Here is an 18,659-nt window from a genome sequence, read left to right as displayed (position 1 = left end):
CGTTTGAAGCGGGAGGCGTATGTTACACTTCCCAGATTTTAAGTCAAGCGTGATGATTTATCTTTTTCACCGAACACATCATCACGAGTGACTCTTTTATTACTCAGCACTACTAGTAGTACCGCTAACATCGCATTTCAGGGCTTTCGTTGCTTCCCTGAAGCGAGGGCGCCATTTTAGTGATTTAAACCTGACTGTCAAGCGTCTTTTTAAAAGATTTTTGTAATCCGGCTTATCTCACCTGAGGCATGCTATTAAACTGAAACAGCGCAGCACCCGGCTACGCGCCCCGCGTGGCATGGCGCGCATTATAGGCATTGAAATGAAGCACGCAAGTACTTTCCCGCTAAATATCTTAATATGGTGGTTAACTGCCTATTAATAATACTTTATGTTTAATTTTATAGCGCGCACTTTCAAATAAGATGTTTTTTCTATTGGCTGCTCAAGATCTAACCGTTAAGATGGTTTCGCTTAACGTAAATAAGCGCTTTTTTATTCTCTGCATTTAGGAATTGATTATGTTACCAACTTTACGTGCTTCGTTACCTTATACCCTGGCCCTGGCAGTGCTGGCCTATTTTGCTTTTGCTTTCTTTACTTTAGAAATAAACCAGGCTTGGTTTGTGGTTATTGGTGTTGTGCTTGCTGGTGTGTGTGTGCCGGTATTACTTGATGTTAAAGGTGCAGCAACGAGTTCAGAGCCATCATCACAAGATTTTAGCGGCGATACGGCCACATTATATGTTGGCAATCTGCCTTACCGGGCAAATGAGGAAGCGGTTAAGGAATTATTTGCTTCTTACGGAGCAGTCAAAAATGTCAGATTAATGAAAGATCGACAGACTGGCCGACGTCGTGGTTTTGGTTTCGTTGAAGTCTCAGCCAAAGACGCCAATAAAATGATTAATAAACTTAATGATTTCGAATTTCAGGAAAGGACATTAAAAGTTCGTGAGGCAAAGGAGCGCCAGGAAGACGACAACGCCGAGTAGTTACCTCTATATAACGTTCCTTAGTATAACGCCGGTATTTAGCCGGCGTTTTATTTTGCTCGTACCTTCAAACTGGAATCAATACTGATCTGAGGTTGGCGACACGGCTAAAAAAACATAAAATGACGCCAACATCCGTAAACTGAGATAATTATGCGAATAGGTCAGGTGTTCCCCACCGAGTATGAAAGCCAGCTAAAAGCTAAATTAAATTTAATTACAAAACTACTGGCAACCTATTCAACTTCTGAAATAGAAGTCTTTCGTTCTGCGCCGAGCCATTACCGGCAACGGGCAGAATTTCGAATATGGCACGATGGCGATGATATTTATCACGCTATGTTCGATCCAGAGACTAAACAAAAGGTTCGGATAGATTATTTTCCGGTAGCTTGCGAGCTAATCGCCGATTTTATGCCGCTGTTGTTAAGTAAAATTCAGTATAACCACCAACTTCGTTATAAATTGTACCAAGTAGATTATCTGGCGACTTTGTCGGGTGAATTACTGGTTAGTCTGATCTACAAACGACAGCTTGATCAGGTGTGGCAAGATGCAGCGCAAGCTTTAGCGGCTGAATTATTACCTGAAATGCCAGTGAAAATTATTGGTCGGGCCCGCAAACAAAAGATTGTACTGACTGACGACTTTGTTACTGAAACCGTTACGGTTGCAAAGAACACGCTGGCATATCAACAGATTGAAGGCAGTTTCACTCAGCCAAATGCCGGTGTTAATCAAAAAATGCTAAACTGGGCCGCGCAAGTTACCAGCCAGCTCAATGGCGATTTGTTGGAATTATATTGTGGCAATGCTAATTTTTCTTTAGCGTTGGCACCTTATTTTAACCAGGTTATAGCTACTGAAATTTCGCGCACCTCAATCAAATCGGCACAATACAATATCGCGTTGAATAACATCGATAATGTTCAGGTGTTACAAATGTCTGCCGAAGACGTGTCTAAATCTCTGGAAAATGGTTCAGCTTTAAAACATCTCGAATTAGCCGGAATGGCATTAAATACGGTATTAGTCGACCCCCCCCGAGCTGGCTTAGATCCTGATACCGTTAATCTGGTTAGTCGTTTCAATGACATTATTTATATCTCATGTAATCCAGAAACACTGGCAATGAATTTGCAATGTCTGAACAGCACACACCGCATCGTGAAAGCAGCACTATTTGATCAGTTTCCATACAGCCATCATGTCGAAACAGGTGTTTGGCTACAAAAGCGTTAAGCCTTATTGATTTTGTTTCGGCCATAGCTTGCCGCACCATGAGCCATCCAGCGGAGTTGGATAATGGTGCGATTGGTTAAACTAACAAACTGATCTGGTGGCGCATCCAATGCATCAGCGCCGGTGTGAAACACCAGAATGACCATTGCTTCTGCCTGTAACTGCGCCAGCTCATCAGGACATGCGGTTTCTTTACGTAAATAATGAGCTAATTCTGCTGAGAAATGTTGAATTTCGCGGGCCACTGCAGCACGAAAAGCCGCCGAAGTACCTGATCGCTCACGTAACAACAATCGGAAAACGTTACTGTTACCAGTCACAAACTCCATAAACGTTTCAACAGACGTACTGATCACACTGCCATTTTTTTCAATTCGCTGCCGGGCCTGGCGCATAAGCTGGCGCAACATTAAACCCGCCTCATCAACCAGGGTCAAACCTAATTCATCCATGTCAGCAAAATGACGATAGAAAGAAGTTGGAGCTATACCAGCCTCACGGGCAACTTCACGCAGGCTTAAACTGGCAAAACTTTTATCAGCACTTAGCTGAGAAAAAGCCGCTTCTATTATAGCCTTACGAGTTCTTTCTTTTTGCTGCGCTCTACTCACGATGTTTCCTATCGAAAAAATAGCTATTTTATACCTTGACCTGACCCAGCTGGCTAGTTAAATTGGCGTACAGTTGTAAGCTCAATGTGTGCTTCACAAGATTTCTTAACAAAAAGTGCCCTAAATGAAAAAAGCCCCCATCATCTGGACCACCACTATTCTATTCAGCCTGACGTTTCTTGTCGCAGCAATTGCTGTACCCTGGTATGCCATCGCTGTCGGTTTTGGCTGGTTTGAAATAATCGCGACCATATTAGCATTAGGTTACTGCGGCATGTCTATTACCGCAGGTTATCATCGTTTATGGGCGCACAAAACCTACGATGCACATCCATTTTTACAATGGGTTTTTGCTATTGGCGGTGCATTCGCCCTGCAAAATAGTGCACTTCACTGGTCTTCAGATCATCGTGACCATCATCGGCATGTCGATAACGACGATAAAGACCCCTATTCTGCAGGTCGTGGCTTCTGGTATAGCCATATTGGCTGGATGCTTCGTGACTACCAGGGAGAGGTCTATCACGATTACTCTAATGTCCGGGATTTACAAAAAAACCGCATCGTCGCCTGGCAGCATAAACATTATCTCACATTAACCATCGCGACCAACTTTGGTATCCCAGTGTTGCTTGGTTTGTTGAGCGGTAATATGCTCGGTATGATTTTAAGTGTTGGTGTGCTGCGCTTGGTTCTAAGCCATCATTTTACTTTTTTTATTAACTCATTGGCACATATCTGGGGTAAGCAACCTTATACTGACAAAAACTCGGCCAGAGACAATGGTGTACTGGCATTTTTGACCTATGGTGAGGGCTATCATAACTATCATCATATATTTGAATATGATTACCGCAATGGTATTAAATGGTGGCAGTTTGACCCAACAAAATGGTTAATAAAATCTGCAAGTTATATTGGTTTGACCTGCAACCTCAGAACGGTTCCAGAGGAGCGTGTAGCGTTGGCCAAGGCAAAAATGCAATTACAGCGTGCACAGCAGAAAGCGCAATTACTGCCAAACGCAGAACAGCTTTTACAGCTGCTGGAACGGGAGTACGAACTACTGGTTTCCAGAATGCAGGACTTTTATCAATTGAAGAAACAATTTGTCGTGCAGAAGAAGCAAGCGTTGATTGAGCATTACCAAACCGCTGATTTTAAGCTACGCTATCGTGAGTTTAAATATCATATGCAGCAACAACATCAACACTGGCAGCGGCTCACAGCCGCCTTCCACTAAACACTGAAAAAGAGGCTGCGGCCTCTTTTTTTGTGATAAAGACCTGTTATGCTGCCACGTTATAGTTTTGAGTGAAGAAGGCAATGCTTGTGACCGAAAATAGTAAATCCAAAAAACCTGCCTATGATTATGACGCAATCGTTATTGGCACTGGCCCGGGTGGTGAGGGTGCAGCCATGTATCTGGCTAAAAGTGGCAAACGGGTAGCAGCAATTGAACGTTATAAGTCAGTTGGTGGTGGGTGTACACACTGGGGTACTATTCCATCCAAAGCGTTGCGGCATTCTGTCAGCCGGCTAATTGAATTTAATGAGAATCCGTTGTTTCAATTAGATGACCAGCTAACACGGCTGACGTTTTCTCAAATACTGAAGCATGCTGCCGGGGTTATTCGTAAACAGGTGAAACTCCGAGCAGGTTTTTATGATCGCAATCTGGTCAGAATTCATCAGGGCGAAGCACGCTTTATTGATAAAAATACCCTGGAAATTACCACGGAAGATGACAGTTGTTATCGTCTGACCGCCGAGACCATTGTTATTGCTTCAGGCTCGCGGCCTTATCGGCCACCACAAGTCGACTTCAACCATTCTCGAATCTACGACAGCGACACCATCTTATCGCTGGTACATGAACCTAAGCATATAATTATCTATGGCGCTGGGGTAATTGGCTGTGAATACGCTTCCATTTTCCGGGGACTCGGGGTAAGAGTTGATCTGGTAAATACCAGGGACCGGCTGTTGTCTTTTATGGATGCGGAAATTTCCGATTCTCTAAGTTACCATTTCTGGAACTCTGGCATGACCATTCGCCATGGTGAAGAATTCGCTCAGATTGAAGGTCAATCTGACGGAGTGGTGCTACATTTGCAATCGGGAAAGAAAATGAAGGCAGATTGTTTTCTGTTTGCCAACGGTCGGACCGGCAATACCGATATGTTGAATCTGACTGCCATTGGTTTGGAGTCTGACAGCCGTGGTCTAGTAAAGGTTAATGAGCGCTATCAAACCAGTATTGATAATATCTATGCTGTCGGCGATGTTATTGGTTACCCCAGTCTGGCGAGCGCCGCTTACGACCAGGGTCGTCTGGCCGGCGAGGCGATCGTCAAAGGTAACCTTGATGGCCACCTTATCGCTGATATTCCGGTAGGTATTTATACCATCCCGGAAATGAGTTCTGTTGGCAAAACGGAGCAAGAGCTTACCAATGCCAAAATTCCTTACGAGGTAGGCAGAGCGCAATTCAAACATCTGGCACGTGCGCAAATTGCCAATACTAGTGTTGGTAGTCTGAAGTTATTGTTTCATCGCGATACTTTAGAGATTCTCGGGATTCACTGTTTCGGTGAGCGGGCGGCAGAAATTGTGCATATCGGTCAGGCTATAATGATGCAGGCCAACGGCGGCAATAACTTAAATTATTTTGTCCATACCACGTTTAATTATCCCACAATGGCAGAAGCTTATCGGGTTGCCGCATTAAACGGCTTAAATAGACTTTTTTAACATACTTTATAAATTTACGATTAACGTATTGAAATATATTAGAATAATTATTTTTGTTTTGATTGATAAATCATTGTAAACTCAATGAAATGATAAATTTTCGTGGGACTGTCGTGGAGACCCGTTATGCCAATAGTTCGTATTAGTCTGGCTTGGATTGCAATCTGCTTCTCCTGGCATACACTTGCAGATTTTCCAACTGCAAAGTCTTTATTTGAAAAGCAGGAATACCAGCTAGCTAAGCCACGACTAGAAAAGTTAGCCGAGTTGGGTCATCTGGAAGCGCAGTTTCTGGTGTCCAGAATTTATGCTGAAGGTTTAGGCACGGAAGTGGATATTAACAAAGCTTATGCCTGGAGTCTGATCGCTCGCGACCGTGACCATCCCGAAGCGGCACAGCAATATTTGGCATTAAGGCGAAAACTTGACTCGCGTCGTGACGGCAAAGATACCTTCAGTAACTTGAATAGCAAATACGGCAAAGATGCATTATTTGGTAACTTGTATCCTATTGCCAACCGCTTTGTAGTTGGTAGCGCTGCAAAAATAAAAGCCATTCGCCAGGACGAACCAAGCTTTCCAGGCTATTTTGAGCGTGGTGGTGTGTCCGCATGGGCGGTTGTTCATTACGATATTAATGAAGATGGTAAAGTAGAAAATACCAAAGTGATTGCGTCTTTCCCGGTAGATGGGATCAGTAAATATGTACTTGAAGCGGTAAACAATTGGCGCTTTGAGCCGCCGCGTGATTTATATGGTGATACCAAGCGGCTTGAAATGCAACTGCATAGCTTTCAGATAAAGGCGTCTCAAGGCTCACAGTCCCGCCGTTTTAACCGTGATAATCAAGAGTATCTTGATGCAATAGCTGCAGCTGCCAAGGCAGAGTTTGCTGAGTACCAATATTTATATGCCGTTCTGGCTGAAAGTAACATTATTAAAACTGAAAACCCGATTGATTGGTATCAGAAAGCAGCAATTAACGGTCATCAAACAGCCCAGTACCGCTTGGCGCAGTGTCTGATCACAGGCAACGGCTGTGATAAAGATCGAAGTAAAGCTGTAAACTGGCTATCAGTTGCGGCTGAAGGTGGTAACCCCAAAGCTGCGTATTTGCTCGCTCAGGAGCTACTGGATAGCAACAACGTTAACTTTGAACCTCGTAAGGCCGCTCGCTATCTGGAGCTTGCAGCATTACAGGAGTATATGCCAGCAATAACAGATTATGCGTCTCTTCTGGCAATGTCTGATGACCCTGAGATTTATAACCCGAAAAAAGCGGTCAGCCTGGCAGAGCAAGGCAGAGCTATTGACCCAAACCATCCTGACTTACTTTCTACTATTGGTGTCGCCTTTATTGAGCTTGGTCAGCAGAGCAGAGGGGAAGCAATGTTGCAACAGGCCATCAATGAAGCGAAAAAACGGAATTGGGCGTCGACAAATTTTGAAGATTTATTGCTTGATTATCAAACGTCTGTAGCGGGTACGAACTAGTGAAAAGGCCATCGTAAGATGGCCTTTTCGTTTACTCTTCTGACGTATCAAGATGGTATGTGCGACTTAACGTCTGTACAGCATTAATAAATACACCGGCTTTTTCCGGATCAACATCTGGCGTAATACCATGGCCTAAATTAAACACATGGCCTGTGCCCTGGCCGAAACTGTCTAAAATCGATTGTACTTCCTGGCGGATCCGCTCAGGTGAGCCAAGTAACAATGAAGGGTCCATATTACCCTGCAGGGCAACTTTGTCACCTATCCTGCTGCGTGCATTGCCAATATCTGTTGTCCAGTCAAGGCCTACAGCATCACAACCGGTAGCAGCAATAACTTCCAGCCACTGGCCGCCATTTTTAGTAAATAAGGTCACAGGTACTTTGCGACCCTCGGCTTCGCGGGTCAAACCATTGATAATAGTCTGCATGTAACTTAACGAAAATTCTTTATAATCGCGCGGCGTCAGGATACCGCCCCAGGTATCAAAAATCATCACTGACTGCGCCCCTGCTGCAATTTGGGCATTGAGATACAACACCACACTTTGTGCTAGTTTATCTAGCAACATATGCAGCACTTCAGGCTCGCTGTACATCATCTTCTTAATGATACTGAACGTTTTGCTACCACTTCCCTCAACCATGTATGTTGCCAGCGTCCAGGGGCTTCCAGAGAAACCAATCAGAGGTACGCTACCATTTAGTTCGCGTCTGATCGTTCGCACAGCATCCATAACATAACGTAACTCTTGTTCAGGATCGGGTACCGGTAAATTAACCACATCCATAAAATCACGGATTGGCCGTTGAAACTTAGGGCCTTCACCTTCGCCAAAATATAAGCCTAATCCCATAGCATCAGGAATAGTCAATATATCACTGAATAAAATAGCGGCGTCCAGGGGATAGCGGCGCAACGGCTGCAAGGTCACTTCACATGCGAGTTCCGGGTTCTTGCACAACGACATAAAATCGCCTGCCACTGCCCGTGTTGCCCGATACTCCGGCAAATATCGGCCAGCCTGACGCATCATCCAGACAGGAGTGCGATCAACGGGCTGCTTTAGCAACGCGCGTAAGTAACGGTCATTTTTTAACTGCATAATTTATTCGCCTTCAGAATTATCTGAGTAAGTTTATCACCTGTCACCATCTGACTCTAGGGCATTAATCTGCAGTTCAGCTTTTTTAGGGCTACGGCTTGTATCTGTTAACCACATCTGTTATAAAATACTCGCGCTAGTAAAGAATCATAAGCGAGAAGCCTGTTTAACAGGACCATGCAGTACCAAGTTAAGCCACTTTATGTGGCTTTTTTATTTTCTGCCATCCTTGGCACAAACCCTTCGGGCCATCGCTTTGCATTGTTAAAAAATCGTTCCGGAAGACCTTTATTTACCTGTTACTTGTAAATAATGCTGCTGTAATTGCCTGATAATTCTGCCTGACAGGGTCTCCTGAGGGGGCACATCAGGTAAGTTTGTTAAGTCAAACCAGGCCGCTTCGGCAATTTCATTCGGCTGACAGACAATATCTCCTTGCTGATATTCTGCGGTAAATCCTGTCATTAAAGAATGTGGAAATGGCCAGGGTTGGCTGCCTACATAAACTAAGTTTGTAATATCGACGCCCACCTCTTCTCTAACCTCGCGCACCGCAGCTTGCTCTAACGTTTCGGCCGACTCAACAAAACCTGCCAAAATGGAATAAAAGCCCGGTTTATGACGGGTAGATCGAGCGAGTAAGATCTGGCCAGGTCTGGTAATACCCACTAAAACACAAGGCGCAATCCGCGGGTAACAGCGATGCCCACATTTGTTACATAATGCAGCTAACTCCCAGTGAACGAGATGCATCGCACTGCCACACTGACCACAAAAACGATGGGTTTGTAAAAATAGTGCAACCTGCAGCGCCCTCGAAGCCAACTCAAACAATGCCTCACATTGCGCTAGCAAACTGCGGGCTGAATGCCAGCATGAATCATCGCTTATCTGATCATGGTCCACCAGCAGATAGCAGGGTTGCTGCTGATACACCCCCAGCCAGCAAATTTGTTCGGGCTCGGTGGCAATGGTTAAGCTGGCTAAGGTGCCGTGTGGTACCTGGCTATCAGCTGTCAGAAATAAGCGGCCTTTATTTACAATAAACCAGTAGCCTGAACTCTCATTTGGCAACGAAATACTGTGCTTTATCATGCTAAGGTCCTTAATTCATTCTGTTTATTCGGTTACATATCCGAGCACTATTGCTATGATACGACCAGTATACTGGGCTGACCAATAAAAAAATGGTTGATCTTTAGTGTAAATTTCTTTTAATTTGAGGTAGCAGAACTTTTACTGCTCTTAAGGAGAAGGCAATGTACCGTCGTGTGCAACAAGCGCAAAAAAAGTGGGGAGGGTCGTTAACTGCAATAGATAACTGGCTTGACGAGCGCCAGCAACTTATCGTGAGTTATTGCAAATTGGCCGGCTTACCACCCTTTGAGAAGGACCGCCATACGCTGCCCGATCAAGAGAAAATTCGCGGATTCTGCCAGTTGTTAATGGATTACTTATCGGCCGGCCACTTTGAGGTATATGAACGCATCGTTGATCAGTGCACCGTAAATGGCACCGATTCGCGCAAATTAGCGGATCGCCTGTACCCGAAAATTTCTGTATCAACTGATTTAGCGCTAAGTTTTAATGATGCCTATGCAGATCATTTAAGCACCCGCAATAGTGCAGCATTTGACCGTGAATTGTCTGAACTGGGACAAGCATTAGAAGAGCGATTTGAGCTGGAAGACGAGTTAATCGATACCCTGCATGCTAAGCACACTGATGCCAGCGTATCTGCGTAAGATTGTCCGCCTGCATCAGCTCCGGTTGAGACGCTAAAACAGACAAGACAGGCAGCGCCAACACTAGTATTGTCGCTGCCATTGCTTTAGTTATTCTGCTGAAACAATTTCCAGTAGTTCAACTTCAAATACTAAAACGCTGTGTGGTGTAATCACACCCATATCGCGCTCGCCATAAGCGAGCTCTGACGGAATAGTAAACTTATACTTTGAACCTACGTTCATCAGTTGCACGCCTTCAGTCCAGCCCGGAATCACCCGGTTTAACGGAAACTCGGCGGGTGCATCACGATCGTAAGAGCTGTCGAATTTTGTGCCGTCGGTCAAGGTGCCGGTATAATGCACTTTAACAACATCTGTTGCTACTGGCTTAGGGCCATCTGCACTTTCCAATACTTCGTACTGCAAGCCTGAATCCGTAACAGTAACGCCTTCTTTACTGGCATTTTGTTCCAGATAAGCTTTACCGGCCGCAATAACGGCTTCAGATTCTGCAGTGGCAATTTCAGCTTGTTTAGCGCGATATTGCTCGTCCAGACTGGCTAATAACGTCTGAATTTCGTCATCACCTACGCTTGAGTTGCCCGCTAAACCATCTTTAACACCTTGCAGAATTAACTCGCTATTTAGCGAAACAGCAATTTTGTCATATTCTTGAACAGTGCTTTCCAGGTAACGACCAGCAGAAACACCCAGGCTGTATGCTTGTTTTGCCTGTTCTGTATCCAGAGCGGGTGCTTCAGGTTGTTTTTCTTGCTGACAAGCACTTAATGTCAGCATTGCTACGGCAATCAGTGATAATTTGGTTGTTACACGCATCGATTTCTCCAATTTTTGGCAGCCAGGCTGCAAAAGTGTGTTTTAATAATCCCTCAGGTTCTGACCTATACTAACGGTTTGTGCGAATGAGGTTAACACCCACAATGAAATATCCTGTGCTTTTTGCTATTTTTTTACTCTCATCCTGCACAAAAGTAGAAACCACCCCCGTTATTCAATGGCAGCACGTTGCGCAAGGCAGCTATGCTGCAGAAATAAGTGCTGATGGCCGCTATGCAGTGGTGTCCTCGGTTGAACATGGTGTCGCTTTCTGGGATTTGCAACAGAATGCCCTTAAATATCAGTGGCAACATACGCCTGAACAGGACAACCTGGTGTTCAGCCTGGCCATCAGCCCAGATAACAGTCACGTGTTAACCGCAGATCAGCAAACATTTGCGCTATGGCGCACTGACACAGGTCAAAACGCCGGCTTCTGGCAACTCGATCAATCTACAGTCAGAGACATTGCGGTATCTGATGAGGGTCGCCACCTGCTGATAGCAAAAAGTGACGGAGTGGTACAGCACATAACCCTGAGCTCGGGGCGTCGTCTGGAATTCATGGGGCACAGTGAAAAAGTGAACAGCGTGGCCATGTCACCAAATGGTCGTTACGCGCTCACTGGCAGCAACGATTACCAGGCATACTTATGGGATACCGACAGTGCTCAGATCATTCATACATTCAGCCACCCAAGCCGGGTAAGTAAAGTCGCGCTGGACCCGCAGGGTCGCTTCGCTTTTACTGCTGATAGTCAAAGCCTGGCCAGGATTTGGGATATCCAGAGCGGTGCTTTGGTCAGTAGCTTACAAATCACCGCCCGTCAGCAAGTATTCAGTGCCGTGCGCTTTAGTGAAAACGGCCAGTATTTGCTTACCGGCGCCCCCACCCGCAATGTTGTGTTGTGGCGGGTAAGTGATGGTAAGGAGTTACAGCGCTGGCGGGTTATGCCTCGTGATGGCAGCCGGCCGGCGGGTGCCGTTGTGCATGCTGTAGCTTTCTTAAGCCCAACACGTATAATCAGTGAAAGCTCAAGTGGCTATGCCGAAGTATGGGAAATAAATTATGACTGATCTTGATGCTGCTATGCAGCAACAGTTAATTGAACTGGAAAGTAAACTGGCTTTTCAGGAAGATACCGTTCACAACCTGAACAACGAATTGCATCAGCACCAAATCCGGATTGAAAAGTTGCAGCAGCAAGTGATCCTGCTCGCCGAAAAGTTGCGGCAACTGCCTGATGATCAGGGTATCCTGTCACCAGAAGATGAACCACCGCCGCCGCATTATTAACAGAAGGCGATAACAGCGTCTTATTCCGGTTTAAAAACACCTATGACTTGCTCGCTGGCGCGGCTTGCCTTTGATACTTGTTGCGCTGGCTGCACCATCTGATGGCCGCAGCTAACGCACTCTACTTTCTCTACGTTGTTTTCTAAAAAAAGCATCATGGTGTCTACAGCATGGCATTTGGGGCAACTTGCGCCAGCAATAAAACGTTTTTTCTTGCGAACAGTCATAAAGGTCTCATTTCATTAACGGTTAGGCCTTGGTTTATGCTGGTTATAGCGTAAAATTGGCACCCTAGTTCAGTATTACAGGTAAAAGCATGATTCAGTTACAGCAGGTTGAACTGCGCCGCGGCCCACAGGCTTTATTCAGCAATGCTGATCTTACCGTATTTCCGGGGCAAAAAGTCGGAATAATTGGTGCTAATGGTTGCGGTAAGTCCAGCCTGTTTGCCATGTTGCTTGGAAAACTGCACGCCGATGCCGGTAATATTAATATCCCGGAACGTTGGGTGATCTCTACCGTTGCCCAGGAAACCCCGGCACTGGACTGCAGCGCCATGGATTATGTGTTGCAGGGGGATGAAAAACTGTTTCCCTTATTGTTAAAAGCCCGCAGCCAATGCAGTGAAAGTGATTTAGCTGCAGTTCATCTGCAAATAGAAGCCCTGGATGGCTACCGGGCTGAAGCTAAAGCTGGTGTGCTGCTGGATGGCCTGGGTTTTAGTGGTGAAGCCCAGCAACAGTCGGTTAAATCGTTTTCAGGTGGCTGGCGGATGCGGCTAAACCTGGCCAAGGCGTTAATGCAGCCCGCTGAATTACTGCTGCTGGATGAGCCCACCAACCACCTCGATTTAGACGCTGTATTGTGGCTGGAAAAGTATCTGGCAAACTATCAAGGTACCTTGCTACTGATAAGCCATGACCGTGATTTTCTGGATGCAGTAACCGATAACATCGTGCATATCGAGCGACAAACCCTAACGTTATATAAAGGTAACTACAGCCAGTTTGAACGCCAGCGCGCTGAGCAGTTGTCACAGCACCAGGCCAACTTTGATAAGCAGCAGCGCCAGGTGGCACACCTGCAGAAGTTTATTGACCGCTTTAAAGCGCAAGCCACCAAAGCCCGCCAGGCACAAAGCCGGATTAAAGCGCTGGAACGGATGACCATTCTGGCGCCCGCCCATGTCGATTCGCCTTTTAGCTTTAGTTTTCGCGAACCAAAATCACTGCCCAACCCGCTGCTTAAAATGGAGAATGTGCAGGCTGGTTATAGCGATCATGTGATCTTAAGCCAGATTAAGTTTCAGCTACTACCAGGCAGTCGGATCGGGCTACTGGGGCGAAATGGCGCCGGTAAATCCACCTTAATTAAACTATTGTCAGGCAGTATGCAGCCGCAAAGTGGCGAAATCTGGTATGCCAATGGTGTCAGCCTGGGTTATTTTGCCCAGCACCAACTGGAAACCCTGCGGCCACAAGATTCACCGCTGCAGCATTTAGTGCGGCTGGACCCGTTAGTTCCCGAGCAAAAACTGCGTGATTTTCTGGGTGGTTTTGGCTTTCATGGTGATAAAGCACTGGAAGCGTGTGCGCCGTTTTCGGGCGGGGAAAAAGCCAGGTTGGTACTGGCATTAATTGTTTATCAGCGTCCTAACTTGCTCTTACTGGATGAACCTACCAACCACCTTGACCTGGATATGCGTGAAGCCATTGTGATGGCATTGCAGGAGTTTGAAGGCGCCATTGTAATTGTTTCGCACGACCGTCATCTGCTTAGCAGTTGTACTGATGAGTTTTACCTGGTCGCGCATGGCCGGGTAGCCCCTTTTGATGGTGATTTGGTCGATTATTATCAGTGGTTGCAGCAAGATGCACGGCAAAGTAACAGCAGTACGCCGGCAGATACCCCCGCCAGCAGCAATATTGTTCGAAAAGATCAGAAACGACTGGAAGCCAACTTACGTAATATGCTCAGGCCACTGAAGCAAAAAGTGGAGAAGCTAGAGCAACAGCAACAAAAACTAACCGAACAACTGGCGGTTATTGAACAGCAACTGGCCGACGCCGATATTTACAGCGCGGAGCGCAAAACCGAGCTTACCGCCCTGCTCGCAAAACAAGCCAACGTCAGCAGCAGCCTGAGCAGCACGGAAGAAGACTGGTTTATGGCACAGGATGAGCTGGAGCAGCAAACTGCGCATTTTTGGAATATTAATAGTTAAAGGTGGCAGAATAATGGCTAACCAGCCAACAGCAGAGGCACTATGGCAGTTTAGCCTGGCACTGTACCCCAAAATACAGCCTCTTTGTCTGCAGTGGCAGGATACCTTCGGACTAAATGTTAATATGCTGCTGTTGCTCTGCTATCTGGAAAAACGGCAGTTAAGTCTGTCTGCCAGCGAGCTTGAGCAGCTGGCCGCTACCCTGAATACTTTCAGCCAGCAGTTTACCCAACCACTGCGCGACTTACGCAGAAGAAGTAATAGCGTCAATCTTTCCGTCACACAGCAGCAACAGCTAAAACAAAGCTTGCTGGCAGCAGAGCTATCATTAGAGCAGCTGGAACAGCAATTGCTGGTTACGCATTGCCCCGCGTTAAGTTCATCAGTTCAACCTTTGATTGAGCGATATCTGAGCCAATTGCAGGCCGATACCCCGGCAATAGCCCAACAAATGCTTGATCTACGTCAAGCTGTAATGCAACTTCGCTAGCATCACCGTCACAGTTTGATCTGTATCATGCCGATAGCGACGCCGCTTGCTTAAAATTCATCAATTAATATGGTGTATTAGCGGTTACGCAAGAGGGTAAGTTTATGAACCTGTGGCATGAATTTCTTAATGATCCGGTTATTTTTATATCGTTCACTGGCCTGGCTGTTGTGATTGGCTTGTGTCTGTTTTATGCCGTTTATTTCATCTATAAAATCGAGCACGACGTAGCAGATCCAAAGCAGAATTAACGGAAAATTGCGGACGCAGCTGGCCTGTTTAACCCTTTACATCAGGTTTCAAGGTAAGTGAGCTTATCCGGTACACCATTCCAGTCATCGGCATCAGCTGGCGGGGCTTTTACTTCACGAATGTTCGGCCACAAGTCAGCCAGCTCGGCATTTAATGCGATAAAACCCTGCTGGTCGGCCGGCACCTTATCTTCCTGCACAATGGCATTGGCCGGGCATTCTGGCTCACACAGCGCACAGTCAATACAAATAGTTGGGCTAATGGCCAGAAAATTTGGCCCTTCAAAAAACGCGTCCACCGGGCATACTGCTACGCAATCGGTATATTTGCATTTTATACAGTTATCCAGCACCACAAATGCCATAACGCGACCCGTTCCTGTTGCTTTTGGCTTGGGATCATACTGCAGCGAACAGAAAAAACAAGCGTGCATAATCTGCTAAGCGCAGGATCATCCCCTTTATCATTATTTGGCAAGCAAGCAGCATGCTTGCTAAATATGCTAGAACCTTATACCGTTGATCTGGCGCCTTTATTGGCAAATAAACAGAAAACAACCGGGTCTCAGGAGCAGCCATGACAGCACAAAAGCGTATTCTGATTGCGGAAGACGATAGCTTTCTGCGGTCATTACTTGAATTACAATGCAGTAGTCTGAATATGCAGACGTGCTGTGTTGGTGACGGAGAACTGTTGGTAACAGAAGCGCTGAGCTACACCTTTGATATTATATTAACCGACATTCAGATGCCGCTGTGTGACGGCATTCAGGCGATGCAGATCCTGCGACGCCTGGGTTACGACCGCCCTATATTCGCCATGTCTGCAGATGGCCTGGACTGTGAGGGGTTTGATTACATTTTTAAAAAGCCAGTCAATGTTGACCTGCTGGCAGAGCTATTATCTGCCACGCCACCACAGCAACAGCTGCCGTTACAATTAAATAGTCAACTCAGCAACCTGTTCTATCAGAATTTAGCACAGCTTAGTCAGGAATTTGCCTTAGCGCTTAAAAATGAGGAGCTGGAGCAAATGCGGCAAATTTGCCATAAAATTAAAGGCGGTGCCGCCAGCTTTGGTCACAGTCATTTAACTCAACTGGCTGATCAACTGCAACAACGGCTGCTAACAGACCGTCCTGATGCGAATCTTCTGCAAGAATGTCAGCAGTTTCTTCAGGTGACTCAGCAAGCAGGAGCCGGCAATGAAAGAACCTAAGATATTGCTGGTAGACGATGTCGATTACAGTCGCCAACTGCTGCGCAATAATATTATGGCACTGACCAATGTTAAGTTACTGAAATATAAAACATTTAATTTCTTTAACGCCAGCACTGCCGCAGATGCCAAAGCATTGTTCACGTTGCATCAACCGGATATTGTTTTTTTAGATATTGAGCTTCCCGACTATTCCGGCCTTGAATTACTTGCTCAGTTCAAGCAGCAAAAACCCGCTTGCTTTATCGCAATGGTCAGTGGTGCCAGCACCCTTGAGAATGTAACGCAGAGCATCAAAATGGGTGCTGCAACATTTATTGCTAAACCCTTTACTGGCGATAAAATTCTGGCAGCAATGCGGTTGATGGAGAAGCAATTTCAGACGCAAACAAGTTTAGGAGCACCATAGGGAAAAAGTGAAAATAGGATCGGGGCCAATTAAGCTTTACGGCGCTCTTTTTTATAGTTTTTTTGCAAAATAGTCGTCGCCCCAAGCCAGACGCGACTCCCCTACGCCGTTTGATGTAACCGATCTTAAATTTTCGAGTAAGTGCAACGCCTCAGTACGTGATAACCCCAGATAACGGAAAAAGGCATAGCCAATCATGCCCGTACGGTGGATACCTGCCGAGCAATGCAGATACAGGTGTGCCCCCTCTGTAAGCAGCGTTTTGCAGCGTGCAAAGCAATCCGTAATGTCAGCAATTCTACTGTGCTCGGGTGGTTTGCCATTTTCCAGAGGCAACCAAACCCATTGCAGGCCATTTTTCCTTGCCGCTTTGTTAATCTCAGCCGCCCCTTCATGCTCTGAGAGCAAGGTCCAAATGTGACTAACCCCACTCTGTTTAAAATCTTTCAGCAATTTAAGCTTTGGCCGGTGCCCCACACTTATCTTGCCACCGGCCACCTCAAGTGCTGCAATGTTTACCTGCTGTATTGGCATAACTGCCTCCAACTTTACTGTCTAAAAAATCCGCTAGCTCAACCTTGAGCTTAATACTCTTTTAGGTAGACCAGTGTTTGTAAATATTTTTCTCTAAGATCAGAGCAGGTCTTTTGTGCTTTTGCCAGATACTTATCGGGGCGCTGCTGGGCGCGTTGATTGTATTCCAAACAACTGAGTAACACATCGACTACGCCCGGCGGCATAGCCCAAACGGCTGTGGTGTCTACCATCAGCAATTTGTCGCGTCCCGCCATGCCGCAGTAGCGTGCCTCATCAAATTCAAAAATCAGGCGAAAGCCTTGCTCCACAACGTCAAATTTAATTTTGGTTGCGAGCTTAGCATCGACGGTAAAATGCGGGATAAAACACAGTGGTTGGTCTGTGTTCTGGAACTCCAGGTATTTGATGCCTTTGTCGTAGCCTGCCAAACAGCTTTCAATCTCAAACAGGTCATCATCGCCCCATTTGTATGTCTCAAACTTGCTGAAAACAGCACACGAACGATTTTTTGATGCAACGTTTGGCGCTGACACTTGCTGTTGAACGGGGGCGTTTCGGTTATTCTCTAAGGCAATGGCTTTTACACAAAAAAGTAACGCGGTAACACATAATAATCTCAAACTTTGCTCCGGTAAAATAGCGCTAAGCAACACCCTAATTATTTTTACGCATCACGCTAAACAAAGCAAAAATACTTTTGAGTTAAGCCGCCTGGTAACCGCCAGTGGTCCTTGGGGTAGTGGCAGTTAGCGGAACCAACTCGGCTGGTACCGTCACTTGGCGGCAAAAACATACGCCGTTTGGAGAGGAATTAAACGCCGTTGCTGCTAATAAAGATGAAATTGATTTTACCGGCCATATTAAGGATTCTGATACGGGTCTGAACTATATGCAGGCACGATACTATGATCCAGTTATAGGGCGGTTTTACTCCAATGATCCGGCTGGCTTTACCGCAAGCAACCCGATGATGTTTAACCGCTATGCTTATGCGAATAATAATCCGTATAAGTTTGTCGATCCTGATGGAAAGAAGGCTGAAAGCTTCTTTGTTCAAGGAAAAACGTATGAGAATGTTGGGCAAGCTGTGTCTGGCGCTTGGGGCGACCCCAGACAATCCCTTGACTCTGGAGTGCAGAATTCCATTCCAAATGTTGAGGTGACAGCTGAAAATATAGGTACTATTTCAGATGGTGCAGCGTTAGGTGCATCGGTAAGTTTAGCCGCAGGACAGCCGCAAGCTGCTGCTGTACTAGGCACGTTTTCATTGGTAACTGGTGTCACTGAGGCAATGATGAGTGAAAACCCGCAACAAGGCCTAATCATAGAGGCAGCTTCTACCATAACTAGTCTAAAATCTGTTGGGGTAGTGGTCAAAATTGCCTCTGGAGCAATTGAAGGCGCTCCGACTGCTGTTAAAAATGTTGTGGCGGGCTCAGGAAGCCAACTACAAACAGAAACAGCT

The 18,659-nt window shown here is 46.0% G+C and carries 22 protein-coding genes; 14 read left to right on the top strand and 8 right to left on the bottom strand.

Annotated elements, in window-relative coordinates; translation table 11 throughout:
- The first annotated feature begins 521 nt into the window (after positions 1–521).
- Together ABY802_RS11650 and trmA are read left to right on the top strand one after the other, a co-directional pair.
- Entirely contained in the window at positions 522–995 is a 474-nt protein-coding gene (locus ABY802_RS11650) for an RNA recognition motif domain-containing protein (protein ID WP_372627272.1), read from the top strand.
- Between the two features lie 153 nt (positions 996–1,148).
- Positions 1,149–2,237: a tRNA (uridine(54)-C5)-methyltransferase TrmA gene (trmA, locus tag ABY802_RS11645; protein ID WP_372627270.1), complete on the top strand. Its 1,089-nt coding sequence runs from the start codon at positions 1,149–1,151 to the stop codon at positions 2,235–2,237.
- Here trmA and fabR read toward each other — a convergent pair.
- Positions 2,234–2,848 (bottom strand): HTH-type transcriptional repressor FabR, encoded by a 615-nt coding sequence (gene fabR, locus ABY802_RS11640; protein ID WP_372627268.1) that lies wholly within the window; start codon positions 2,846–2,848, stop codon positions 2,234–2,236. The genes trmA and fabR overlap by 4 nt on opposite strands.
- Positions 2,849–2,972: 124 nt before the next feature.
- Between fabR and ABY802_RS11635 the strand changes: the two genes are divergently transcribed.
- From ABY802_RS11635 to ABY802_RS11625, 3 genes are all read left to right on the top strand, one after another.
- Positions 2,973–4,091, top strand: a complete 1,119-nt coding sequence (locus ABY802_RS11635; protein ID WP_372627266.1) for a fatty acid desaturase — start codon at positions 2,973–2,975, stop codon at positions 4,089–4,091.
- Between the two features lie 89 nt (positions 4,092–4,180).
- On the top strand, positions 4,181–5,602 hold the full coding sequence (gene sthA, locus ABY802_RS11630) for a Si-specific NAD(P)(+) transhydrogenase (protein ID WP_372627265.1): 1,422 nt from the start codon (positions 4,181–4,183) through the stop codon (positions 5,600–5,602).
- Between the two features lie 126 nt (positions 5,603–5,728).
- Complete coding sequence (locus ABY802_RS11625) at positions 5,729–7,096, top strand: energy transducer TonB (protein WP_372627263.1); 1,368 nt, start codon at positions 5,729–5,731, stop codon at positions 7,094–7,096.
- Between the two features lie 31 nt (positions 7,097–7,127).
- On the opposite strand, the gene hemE is transcribed toward ABY802_RS11625, so the two are convergent.
- Both hemE and nudC read right to left on the bottom strand, forming a co-directional pair.
- Positions 7,128–8,207: a uroporphyrinogen decarboxylase gene (gene hemE, locus ABY802_RS11620; protein ID WP_372627274.1), complete on the bottom strand. Its 1,080-nt coding sequence runs from the start codon at positions 8,205–8,207 to the stop codon at positions 7,128–7,130.
- 285 nt (positions 8,208–8,492) lie between these two features.
- Positions 8,493–9,299, bottom strand: a complete 807-nt coding sequence (gene nudC, locus ABY802_RS11615) for an NAD(+) diphosphatase (protein ID WP_372627261.1) — start codon at positions 9,297–9,299, stop codon at positions 8,493–8,495.
- Between the two features lie 164 nt (positions 9,300–9,463).
- Here nudC and rsd point away from each other — a divergent pair, with 164 nt between their 5' ends.
- Entirely contained in the window at positions 9,464–9,949 is a 486-nt protein-coding gene (rsd, locus tag ABY802_RS11610) for a sigma D regulator (protein WP_372627259.1), read from the top strand.
- A gap of 90 nt (positions 9,950–10,039) precedes the next feature.
- Here rsd and ABY802_RS11605 read toward each other — a convergent pair whose 3' ends face one another.
- Positions 10,040–10,768 carry an FKBP-type peptidyl-prolyl cis-trans isomerase gene (locus ABY802_RS11605; protein WP_372627257.1) on the bottom strand — a complete coding sequence of 243 codons (729 nt, stop codon included), beginning with the start codon at positions 10,766–10,768 and terminating at the stop codon, positions 10,040–10,042.
- Between the two features lie 104 nt (positions 10,769–10,872).
- Between ABY802_RS11605 and ABY802_RS11600 the strand changes: the two genes are divergently transcribed.
- The gene (locus ABY802_RS11600) at positions 10,873–11,844 is read left to right on the top strand and encodes a WD40 repeat domain-containing protein (protein WP_372627255.1); all 972 of its coding nucleotides are present in this window, start codon (positions 10,873–10,875) and stop codon (positions 11,842–11,844) included.
- Positions 11,837–12,064: a SlyX family protein gene (locus ABY802_RS11595; RefSeq protein ID WP_290612676.1), complete on the top strand. Its 228-nt coding sequence runs from the start codon at positions 11,837–11,839 to the stop codon at positions 12,062–12,064. Before ABY802_RS11600 ends, ABY802_RS11595 begins: the two co-directional genes overlap by 8 nt.
- Before the next feature lie 20 nt (positions 12,065–12,084).
- Here ABY802_RS11595 and ABY802_RS11590 read toward each other — a convergent pair whose 3' ends face one another.
- The gene (locus ABY802_RS11590; RefSeq protein WP_372627253.1) at positions 12,085–12,291 is read right to left on the bottom strand and encodes a YheV family putative zinc ribbon protein; all 207 of its coding nucleotides are present in this window, start codon (positions 12,289–12,291) and stop codon (positions 12,085–12,087) included.
- A gap of 89 nt (positions 12,292–12,380) precedes the next feature.
- Between ABY802_RS11590 and ABY802_RS11585 the strand changes: the two genes are divergently transcribed.
- The 3 genes from ABY802_RS11585 (at position 12,381) to ABY802_RS11575 (ending at position 15,029) form a co-directional block, all read left to right on the top strand.
- Positions 12,381–14,288 carry an ATP-binding cassette domain-containing protein gene (locus tag ABY802_RS11585; RefSeq protein ID WP_372627251.1) on the top strand — a complete coding sequence of 636 codons (1,908 nt, stop codon included), beginning with the start codon at positions 12,381–12,383 and terminating at the stop codon, positions 14,286–14,288.
- A 13-nt stretch (positions 14,289–14,301) separates the two neighbouring features.
- Positions 14,302–14,778 carry a TIGR02444 family protein gene (locus ABY802_RS11580; RefSeq protein WP_372627249.1) on the top strand — a complete coding sequence of 159 codons (477 nt, stop codon included), beginning with the start codon at positions 14,302–14,304 and terminating at the stop codon, positions 14,776–14,778.
- Between the two features lie 104 nt (positions 14,779–14,882).
- Positions 14,883–15,029: a DUF3149 domain-containing protein gene (locus ABY802_RS11575; RefSeq protein WP_372627247.1), complete on the top strand. Its 147-nt coding sequence runs from the start codon at positions 14,883–14,885 to the stop codon at positions 15,027–15,029.
- Positions 15,030–15,070: 41 nt separating this feature from the next.
- On the opposite strand, the gene fdxA is transcribed toward ABY802_RS11575, so the two are convergent.
- On the bottom strand, positions 15,071–15,394 hold the full coding sequence (gene fdxA / locus ABY802_RS11570) for a ferredoxin FdxA (RefSeq protein WP_372627245.1): 324 nt from the start codon (positions 15,392–15,394) through the stop codon (positions 15,071–15,073).
- A 212-nt stretch (positions 15,395–15,606) separates the two neighbouring features.
- Between fdxA and ABY802_RS11565 the strand changes: the two genes are divergently transcribed.
- Both ABY802_RS11565 and ABY802_RS11560 read left to right on the top strand, forming a co-directional pair.
- Entirely contained in the window at positions 15,607–16,248 is a 642-nt protein-coding gene (locus ABY802_RS11565; RefSeq protein WP_372627243.1) for a response regulator, read from the top strand.
- Positions 16,235–16,657: a response regulator gene (locus ABY802_RS11560; RefSeq protein WP_372627241.1), complete on the top strand. Its 423-nt coding sequence runs from the start codon at positions 16,235–16,237 to the stop codon at positions 16,655–16,657. The genes ABY802_RS11565 and ABY802_RS11560 overlap by 14 nt, the downstream gene beginning before the upstream one ends.
- Before the next feature lie 51 nt (positions 16,658–16,708).
- On the opposite strand, the gene ABY802_RS11555 is transcribed toward ABY802_RS11560, so the two are convergent.
- Entirely contained in the window at positions 16,709–17,191 is a 483-nt protein-coding gene (locus ABY802_RS11555; RefSeq protein ID WP_372627239.1) for a hypothetical protein, read from the bottom strand.
- A gap of 50 nt (positions 17,192–17,241) precedes the next feature.
- A complete protein-coding gene (locus ABY802_RS11550) occupies positions 17,242–17,847 on the bottom strand; it encodes a hypothetical protein (RefSeq protein ID WP_372627237.1) in 606 nt (201 codons plus the stop codon).
- 71 nt (positions 17,848–17,918) lie between these two features.
- Between ABY802_RS11550 and ABY802_RS11545 the strand changes: the two genes are divergently transcribed.
- The coding region (locus tag ABY802_RS11545) for an RHS repeat-associated core domain-containing protein (RefSeq protein ID WP_372627235.1) at positions 17,919–18,659 on the top strand (741 nt) is incomplete at its 3' end.

It is taken from the genome of Arsukibacterium sp., from assembly GCF_041616895.1.
In the GTDB taxonomy this organism is placed as follows: Bacteria; Pseudomonadota; Gammaproteobacteria; order Enterobacterales; family Alteromonadaceae; genus Alishewanella.
This window is presented reverse-complemented; position numbering and strand designations above follow the sequence as displayed.

What these genes read in the sequence shown, in the direction of transcription:
- ABY802_RS11650 (WP_372627272.1), top strand. Translation starts at nt 522, where the DNA reads ATGTTACCAACTTTACGTGCTTCGTTACCTTATACCCTGGCCCTGGCA.
- trmA (WP_372627270.1), top strand. Translation starts at nt 1,149, where the DNA reads ATGCGAATAGGTCAGGTGTTCCCCACCGAGTATGAAAGCCAGCTAAAA.
- ABY802_RS11635 (WP_372627266.1), top strand. Translation starts at nt 2,973, where the DNA reads ATGAAAAAAGCCCCCATCATCTGGACCACCACTATTCTATTCAGCCTG.
- ABY802_RS11625 (WP_372627263.1), top strand. Translation starts at nt 5,729, where the DNA reads ATGCCAATAGTTCGTATTAGTCTGGCTTGGATTGCAATCTGCTTCTCC.
- nudC (WP_372627261.1), bottom strand. Translation starts at nt 9,299, where the DNA reads ATGATAAAGCACAGTATTTCGTTGCCAAATGAGAGTTCAGGCTACTGG.
- rsd (WP_372627259.1), top strand. Translation starts at nt 9,464, where the DNA reads ATGTACCGTCGTGTGCAACAAGCGCAAAAAAAGTGGGGAGGGTCGTTA.
- ABY802_RS11605 (WP_372627257.1), bottom strand. Translation starts at nt 10,768, where the DNA reads ATGCGTGTAACAACCAAATTATCACTGATTGCCGTAGCAATGCTGACA.
- ABY802_RS11600 (WP_372627255.1), top strand. Translation starts at nt 10,873, where the DNA reads ATGAAATATCCTGTGCTTTTTGCTATTTTTTTACTCTCATCCTGCACA.
- ABY802_RS11595 (WP_290612676.1), top strand. Translation starts at nt 11,837, where the DNA reads ATGACTGATCTTGATGCTGCTATGCAGCAACAGTTAATTGAACTGGAA.
- ABY802_RS11590 (WP_372627253.1), bottom strand. Translation starts at nt 12,291, where the DNA reads ATGACTGTTCGCAAGAAAAAACGTTTTATTGCTGGCGCAAGTTGCCCC.
- ABY802_RS11585 (WP_372627251.1), top strand. Translation starts at nt 12,381, where the DNA reads ATGATTCAGTTACAGCAGGTTGAACTGCGCCGCGGCCCACAGGCTTTA.
- ABY802_RS11580 (WP_372627249.1), top strand. Translation starts at nt 14,302, where the DNA reads ATGGCTAACCAGCCAACAGCAGAGGCACTATGGCAGTTTAGCCTGGCA.
- ABY802_RS11575 (WP_372627247.1), top strand. Translation starts at nt 14,883, where the DNA reads ATGAACCTGTGGCATGAATTTCTTAATGATCCGGTTATTTTTATATCG.
- fdxA (WP_372627245.1), bottom strand. Translation starts at nt 15,394, where the DNA reads ATGGCATTTGTGGTGCTGGATAACTGTATAAAATGCAAATATACCGAT.
- ABY802_RS11565 (WP_372627243.1), top strand. Translation starts at nt 15,607, where the DNA reads ATGACAGCACAAAAGCGTATTCTGATTGCGGAAGACGATAGCTTTCTG.
- ABY802_RS11560 (WP_372627241.1), top strand. Translation starts at nt 16,235, where the DNA reads ATGAAAGAACCTAAGATATTGCTGGTAGACGATGTCGATTACAGTCGC.
- ABY802_RS11555 (WP_372627239.1), bottom strand. Translation starts at nt 17,191, where the DNA reads ATGCCAATACAGCAGGTAAACATTGCAGCACTTGAGGTGGCCGGTGGC.